Source organism: Streptacidiphilus monticola (assembly GCF_042658505.1).
Lineage (GTDB): Bacteria > Actinomycetota > Actinomycetes > Streptomycetales > Streptomycetaceae > Streptacidiphilus > Streptacidiphilus monticola.
In genome coordinates this window covers 34,778-41,876 of sequence record NZ_JBHSQJ010000066.1, presented here as the reverse complement: position 1 = coordinate 41,876, position 7,099 = coordinate 34,778, and the positions used below count along the sequence as shown (strand labels likewise).

6 protein-coding genes are annotated in these 7,099 nt (G+C 73.6%); 3 read left to right on the top strand and 3 right to left on the bottom strand.

All coding sequences use genetic code 11. The annotated features are described in order from the left end of the window. From ACFP3V_RS16740 to ACFP3V_RS16730, 3 genes are all read right to left on the bottom strand, one after another. Positions 1 to 1,314, bottom strand: a 1,314-nt coding sequence (locus ACFP3V_RS16740) for a cytochrome P450 family protein (RefSeq protein WP_380584129.1), incomplete at its 3' end; no start/stop codon positions are given. Between the two features lie 305 nt (positions 1,315 to 1,619). Beyond that, positions 1,620 to 2,756 (bottom strand): selina-4(15),7(11)-diene synthase, encoded by a 1,137-nt coding sequence (locus ACFP3V_RS16735; protein ID WP_380584127.1) that lies wholly within the window; start codon positions 2,754 to 2,756, stop codon positions 1,620 to 1,622. Positions 2,757 to 2,905: 149 nt separating this feature from the next. Beyond that, a complete protein-coding gene (locus tag ACFP3V_RS16730; protein ID WP_380584125.1) occupies positions 2,906 to 3,280 on the bottom strand; it encodes a hypothetical protein in 375 nt (124 codons plus the stop codon). A 371-nt stretch (positions 3,281 to 3,651) separates the two neighbouring features. Between ACFP3V_RS16730 and ACFP3V_RS16725 the strand changes: the two genes are divergently transcribed. The 3 genes from ACFP3V_RS16725 to ACFP3V_RS16715 all read left to right on the top strand — a co-directional run bounded on the left by ACFP3V_RS16725 (position 3,652) and on the right by ACFP3V_RS16715 (position 6,809). Next, complete coding sequence (locus ACFP3V_RS16725; RefSeq protein ID WP_380584123.1) at positions 3,652 to 4,260, top strand: hypothetical protein; 609 nt, start codon at positions 3,652 to 3,654, stop codon at positions 4,258 to 4,260. Positions 4,261 to 4,408: 148 nt separating this feature from the next. Continuing rightward, positions 4,409 to 6,253: a heavy metal-binding domain-containing protein gene (locus ACFP3V_RS16720; protein WP_380584121.1), complete on the top strand. Its 1,845-nt coding sequence runs from the start codon at positions 4,409 to 4,411 to the stop codon at positions 6,251 to 6,253. A gap of 124 nt (positions 6,254 to 6,377) precedes the next feature. Next, positions 6,378 to 6,809 carry a hypothetical protein gene (locus ACFP3V_RS16715; RefSeq protein WP_380584119.1) on the top strand — a complete coding sequence of 144 codons (432 nt, stop codon included), beginning with the start codon at positions 6,378 to 6,380 and terminating at the stop codon, positions 6,807 to 6,809. Positions 6,810 to 7,099: the final 290 nt, after the last annotated feature.

The window sequence follows — 7,099 nt, the reverse complement described above, 5'->3', positions numbered from 1 at the left end:
CGGAGTCGCCCGCCGGGGCTCCGAGTTGGGCGCGGTCGGCGTGAACTCGACAGGGAGCGCCGAGACATGGCGGGCCATCCACGTCGAGTCGGCCTTCAACTCGGCCGGCGCCACCGTCAGCCGGACGTCCGGCAGCCGGGTGAGCAGCCGGTCGATGGCGGTCTCGGCGATGGCACGGCCCAGGTCCGCGCCCGGGCAGGAGTGCGGGCCTGCGCCGAAGGACAGGTGCGAGCGGTTGCCGACCATCGACTCCTCGAGGTCCGGCCGGATGGCGGGATCCGTGTTCCCGGCCGCCAGGCCCAGCAGCAGCATGTCGCCCTTGCGGATCTGCGTCCGCGTCTCCCCCTCGCCCAGGGTGGTGTCCTGCAGTGCGTAGCGGGCGGGCAGGACGCGCAGCGGCGGGTTGTTCCACAGCACGTGCTCGATGGCGTCCGGCAGCGTCATGTGTCCTCCGCTGAGCCGGCCGTGGGCGCGGGAGTCGCTGAGGATGAACCGGATCGTGTCGGTGATCAGGTTGGTCGTGGTCTCGTTCCCCGCGACCAGCATGTGGCGCAGGTGCTGGACGACCTCGTCCGGGGTGAGCTGGTTCAGCAGCCAGGACGGGATGTCCTGGCGCGGGTTCTCGGCACGGTCCCGGACCAGCTCGGTGAGGATGGCGACCACCTTGGCGTTGCTCTGCAGCGCCGTCTCGGACCCCTTGAGCAGGTCGCGGCAGGCGGCCGCCAGCTCTGCGCCCCCGGAGTCGGCCAGACCGAACAGCCGGGTCAGCACCCGCATGGGCAGCTGCTCGGCGTAGTCGGCGACCAGGTCGGCGTGCCCGTCGGCGCAGACCAGGTCGATCAGGTGGTCGGTCTCGCGCTCGACGTAGCGGCGCATGCCGCGCCGGTTGAGCTGGCCCAGCGTGGTGTTCTCCGCCTCGCGCAGCCGCAGGTGCTCCGGCCCGTCCGCGAAGTTGATCAGGGGCTGCCACATCGCGATCGGCGCCAGCGGGTGGGTCGGCTCGAGCGGCCGGTTGGACACGCGCGGGTCGGAGGTGAACCGGGACGGCGCCCGCAGCACCTCGGTGATGGCGTGGTAGGACAGCACCAGCCAGGCCGGGACGCCGCCGGGGGCCAGGACCGGGGCGACGGCCCCGTACCGCTTGCGCAGCTCCTCGTACAGCCGCTCCGAGTCCGTCTCCGCCTCCCCGCCGTACAGCGGGGTGAACTCGCCCGCCTGGCCGGCCCCGTGGGCGGGGCAGCCAGGGGGCGGCACCAGGGTGGTCGGCGGCTGCGGCGAGGTCTGGTTCTCCAAGGTGCTCTCCGGTCTGGACATGGACCCCTGGTGGCCCGAGCGTGGGTGCAGGCAGCACAACTTGCTTGCGGGACGTCACACTTGTGACACCCGTCACGGGCCGGACCCTACCCGAACCCGCACGCCGTCCGGGGCGTACTGGACGAATTGCCTCCGATGTGCTTACGGCCTGTGCGGCGGATGCCTCCGGATCAGCCCGCGTCGTTCCCCGCCCTTCGAACGGGAGGTGCCCCCCGGGGTGGGGGGAACGGCGCGGGCCCGCAAGGATCCACCGGAAAGGCCCTGACCCCGCGTCCAGCCCGGGAACCCTGCGGCGGCGCCGCCGCTCAGACCGTCAGCGGCTGCAACGCGGGCCTCTCCAAGCCGAGTTCGTCCACCAGCTCCCACCACCACGCCACCGATGCGATGTCCAGCGGCTCCAGCGACGGCCGCTCCAGCCGGGGCGTGAACGCGATCGGGGCCGCCCCCAGCGCGTAGCGCGCGGAGGTGACGCCCCAGTCCTGCGCACCGCGCACGAAGTCGGCCAGACTGTCCAGGTACTGGAGCAGCTGCGGCGAAGCCGTGCGCCGCACCGCTTCGGCGCAGCGGGCGAAGAGGTAGAGCACGCGGTCGCGCTGCTCGACCGCCAGGGCGAGCGCCTGCTCGACGGTGCAGCCCTGGTGGTGCTGGAGCACGGTGATCACGTTGAGGACCCAGTGCCCCGACCGGGCCTCCTTGTCGTAGGAGAAGAGGTCGTTGTCCCAGCAGATGACGAAGTAGGCCATCTCGGCCAGCGCGCGCACCTGTCTGTCGTCCCGTTCGTCCGGGTCGAGTTCGTAGCCGTGCCCCAGTTCCAGCAGCGGCAGCACCACCGAGGTCGCGCCGTCGTACAGGCGCATCAGCGTGTAGTCCGACAGCGTCGGCACGGTGCCCGCGACGCGGTGCTCGGCCTCCCAGACCACGGAGAGGTAGTACTCGCGCAGGGCGTCCACCCAGCGGGCCTTCTGCGCCGGGGTACCGCCGAGCGCGGTGAAGCGCCGGGACAGGTCGCGCAGCCCCGCCGCCAGCCGGTCGGTGGGCAGCAGCGGGGCCTCCGGGTTCTGGGCGACCCGCAGCAGCCGGCTCAGCTCGGCGGCCAACGCACCCGGGCGGCGGCCGAGTTGGCCGTCCTCGCAGTGCCCGTCGTCCACGCCGAACAGCCACAGCACGAAGTCGGCGAGGAGCTGGGCGACGTCCTCGCGCCCCTCCGGCAGTATCCGCGCGGCGAAGGTGCCGATGTCCGACTCGACGAGCGCGGACCGCAGTTCGGCGGATCCGATGCGGTGCCGGACGGCCCACTGGGCGGTGCGCTGGTTGATGCGCACGTGCTGAGGGTGAAGCGCTGGGGCATAGGGCGAGTAGAGCGCATGGACCTGCACGTCATCACCTCGATCGGAGGCCGCCGTTCGACCGCGCGCTCCTGCCGCACGGCCTGAGCGGATCATGTGGTCAGGACTGCGCCCATCCTCCGCCGTCGCGCGGACGCGTCAAGGGGAACCCGAACAAGTTGGCGCGTTGGACCCTCTTGACGTCCGTGGTACATGACGTGGTCCTATGCCGATCCGGCCTCCCGGCACAGGTGTGTCGCCGCAGCTCAGCAGACGCGGTAGACGAAGTCCAGTTCAGCGGCCTGATCGTCCGTCAGATCCAGGTCGTCCCCGTTGCCCAGGGTGGCGAAGGTGGTAACGGACCCGTCCGGATTGCTGTGCTCCAGCAGGACGCCGAAGGGCGCGGCCCGGTCGGCGACGCTCAGGATCCTGCCGCGCCACTCGTCCGGGATGGAGATGACGCCGCACTGACGCGACGCCACGACATCGCCCACGCCGCCGTGTTGCGCGTACAGGCAGACCCAGCCGGGCCCGCAGTCCCAGTCCAGCGGAGCCCGCGACGCGGCACGGGCCGGCCCGGGGACGACGAGGAGAGCGACGGCCGCGAGCGTCGCGGCTCCCAGGGCTGCGGGCTTCCGCACGGCACCTACTTCCCTTCGTACACATCCTTTGTGGGGTGCCCCGAGCCTGCCATGACGGTCGGGACGGGCGCCACCCCCGACAGGCGACCTCCACCCGGACGGACGAGGCGCACTCGCGCCGTGAACGCCCGAGGACCCCCGTGCGCCGGACTCCTGACAAGCCGTCACACGTGCCGGACCGGCCGGGACCGGCTCCGACGCCGTGTCGGCGGCCGGGCCCCGCAGGGGCCCTTGGGGCGCGTGGAACTGTGCGACCGGCCCACCACCCACGGAGGGCCGCTCCAGGCCCCCGGACGCCGTGGGTCCTTCGTTCGGGTGGCCGCGCCGGGGCCGACTGGCCGAACGCGGCCCGCGCCCACTAGCGTCACGACGTGATCGCGGATCTGACGTCGGCCGATCTGACGGCCGCCCCCGCCGACTGCCTGACGATCTTTCAGGACCGGCTCGCAGCCGAACAGCGGCGTGTCGCCTGCCTGCAGGCCATCGTGCACGAGCTGCAGGAGATCGAGCAGGCCCAGGCGCGCCTGCAGGCCCTGCTGGAGGGCAGGCTCCCCGAAGCCGCCGACGCGGCACCCGCGCAGGCCGCCCGGCCGGTGGCCGCCGCGCCGCTGGTGCACGAACCGCGGTCCCGGGGGCGGGGCACGACCTCGGGCGGCGGCGGTCCGCACAAACGTCCCGGGCGGCACCTGGACCGGGCCATGGAGGTGCTGGCCCGGCATCCCGACCGCCGCTTCAGCGCCCGCGAGCTCGCCAACACCATTGGCGCGGACCCGGACTGGCTCCGCTTCGTGCTGCACAGCGCCGCCAACCGCGGCCTGGTCCGGCGGCACTCGAGCCCGCGCCTGACCGGCGCGCGGGGGCGGCCGGTGGCCATCGAGTTCAGCGCCGTCGTCCACGAACCGAAGGCGATGGCCGTGGCGGCGGCCGGCAGTGCGGACCGGTCGCCCGCGTCCCGCTCGGCCCACATGTACGCCCCGTAGCCCCCGGCCGCGCTGCGGCGACCGGCGTCGGCCGGACCTCCCTTATCCCCGCCCGCGAACGGCGCGTAAGGTGCGGTGTCGGATCACCGGTGCCGACCACCGGTGACCGATCAGGGCCTGGTGCTTCGGCTGGGAGCGGGGTGGACGCATGACGGAGTCCTGGAGCGGTGCCGGGCTGCCGCCCGTCGCCATGGCACGGGTCACCGAGGGCCGGTCCAGCGGCACCTGGTCGTCGGCCCTGTCGACCGGGGAGTTCGCCGCGATCAGGTCCGTCGGCTTCGAACCGGTCGGCCAGGTGATGGGCTCGGCGGTCTACCACGTCGGCCGCAGCGGCCGCTACTGGGGCTACCACGCCTGCCTCTACCCCGGCGCGGGCCGCATCGCCGCCTCCTACGGAGCCGCCGGCGTCGCCCTCTCGGGCCACGGCGCCCCCTCCGCCGCGCTCGTGCGGGTGCTGGACTCGGCCCGCCGCACAGCCCTCGGCCGGATGACCGCGGAGTGCGCCGCCCTGGGCGGGGACGGTGTGGTGGCGGCGCAGCTGACCATGGCCCCCTTCCCGGCCGCGCCCAACTGCCTGGAGTTCAAGGTCATCGGCACCGCCGTCCGTGCGGCCGGGCCGGTGCGGCCGCGCCGCCCGTTCACCTCGCACCTCGACGGGGTCGGCTTCGCCAAGCTGGTCACCGCCGGGTGGATCCCGGTGGACCTGCTGGTGGGCATGTCCATCGGCGTACGCCACGACGACTACGGCACGCGGCGGCAGGCCCGCTCGTGGTCCAACCAGGAGATGGGCGGCTGGACCGCGCTGGTCCAGCAGGTGCGCGCCGACGCCCGTACGCAGCTGTACCGGCAGGGCTCCGAGTGCGGCGACGGCGTGATCCTGGACGACGGCACCCTGCGGGTCTGGGAGGAGGGCTGCCTGAGCAGCGGTCAGAACAACGAGCAGACCGACCACGTCGCCGAGAGCACGCTCATCGGGACCGCCATCGCCCGCTTCGCCGCCGGGCCGGTCGAGCCGCGCACCCTCACCGTCATGCCGCTCAACGGCGGCGGCGACCGCCTGCNGGCGGCTGCTGGGCCGGGCGGCGCGCCGCTGACCGGCCCGGCCGCCGCGCTTTTCGAACCGACATCAGCACCACACCACCAGGGGGAAGGACCCACCCGGATGAGCACCTTCGATCCGACCGCGCAGGGCGTGCCGGCCGACGCGATGCGGCGACTGGCCGAGCTGCAGCCGGGCAACCCCGGCTCGATCTTCACCAGCGACCTCTCGGTCAACGAGTTCCTGCTGGTCCGTGAGGCGGGCTTCCAGCCCATCGGCCTGGTGCTCGGCAGCTCGATCTACCACGTGGGGATCCAGCTGGGCCGCTGGGGGAAGAACCAGGAGCTGGAGACGCTCAGTCAGGCCATGTACCACGCCCGCGAGTTGGCGATGACCCGGATGGAGGCCGAGGCCGCGGCGCTGGGCGCGGACGGCATCGTCGGCGTCCGGCTCAGCGTGGAGGCGCGCGAGTTCGGCTCGGACATCGCCGAGTTCATCGCCATCGGCACCGCGGTGCGGGCCGACCACCCCGCACCGGGCGGGACCAGCTGGCGCAACAACAAGGGCCAGCCGTTCACCTCCGACCTGTCCGGCCAGGACTTCTGGACGCTCATCCGGGCCGGCTACGCGCCGCTGGGCATGACCATGGGCACGTGCGTCTACCACATCGCGCACCAGAAGATGGGCTCGGTGTTCTCCAACATCGGCAAGAACGTGGAGATCGAGCAGTACACCCAGGCCCTGTACGACGCCCGCGAGTTGGCCATGGCCCGGATGCAGGCCGAGGCCGAGGCGCTGCACGCGGAGGGCATCGTCGGCGTGCAGCTCAACGCCCACAACCACCGCTGGGGCGGCCACACCACCGAGTTCTTCGCGATCGGCACGGCCGTGCGGCCGCTGCGTGCGGACCACGAGATCGAGAGGCCCACGATGGTGCTGAGCCTGGACGGCTGAGGCACGCCGTCGCCGCCGGGGTGTGGTCCACACTGGTCACGTGGCACGCCCGGGCAGGCGCGGGTGTGCCCCCGTACCTTTCTCGGTATCTCGCGTACCACGAACCATCGCAACGAGGAGCGACATGACCGACCACGGCGAGCTCGATCCGGCCGCGCCGGGACCGGGTTCGATCGACCTGCTCGCAGCCGCGCTGCGGCGGGACGCCGCCGACCTGGAGGTGTACACCCAGGTGCTGACCGGGGCGCTGGCCGACGCGCTGCCCACGGACGCCGTGGCCGTGGAGCGCCGCCGCAGCCTGGCCGACCGCATGGCCGGTCGACCCGGGCGGATCGAGCGCCTGGAGGTCTCGATGGACGACCGCCGCCTGGTCCTGCACGTCGCCCAGGGCCGCCCCGCGGGGGAGGTCTGCCAGGTCGTCCGCGGCGTGGTCCTCTCCCGCCGCCCGGTCGCCCTGGACGAGTGGACCCGCGAACTCGCCACCGCGGTCACCGCCCGCGCCCACTCCGACGCCCGCGCCCGCGCCGCGCTCGAACGCCTGCTCCTCGGGGGCTGACCCCCCGCACCCGGCCGCGAACCCCAACCCCGCGCTGCCCCGAGCCTCCCCCCACGCCCGGCCGTCCCGGGGCTGCGCCCCCACCCCGGCACGGCTGGCGACAGCCCGCGCGGGAGCGAGGCACCCAGGGCTGCCCCCACCCGCGCCTGGGGGCGCCAAACCCCGCAGCGCGGGGCGCCCCTGACTTGGGACCGTCCTGCCGGAGGCCGGGCTACAACGCATCCCCGGCCGCAGGGCACCAGCCCCCCGCTGCTCGGCGCGACAGCCCCGCGCCGGGAGCGGAACGCCCC

Coding starts and splice junctions, on each gene's coding strand:
- ACFP3V_RS16735 (WP_380584127.1), bottom strand. CDS start 2,756: ATGATCCGCTCAGGCCGTGCGGCAGGAGCGCGCGGTCGAACGGCGGCC.
- ACFP3V_RS16715 (WP_380584119.1), top strand. CDS start 6,378: ATGACCGACCACGGCGAGCTCGATCCGGCCGCGCCGGGACCGGGTTCG.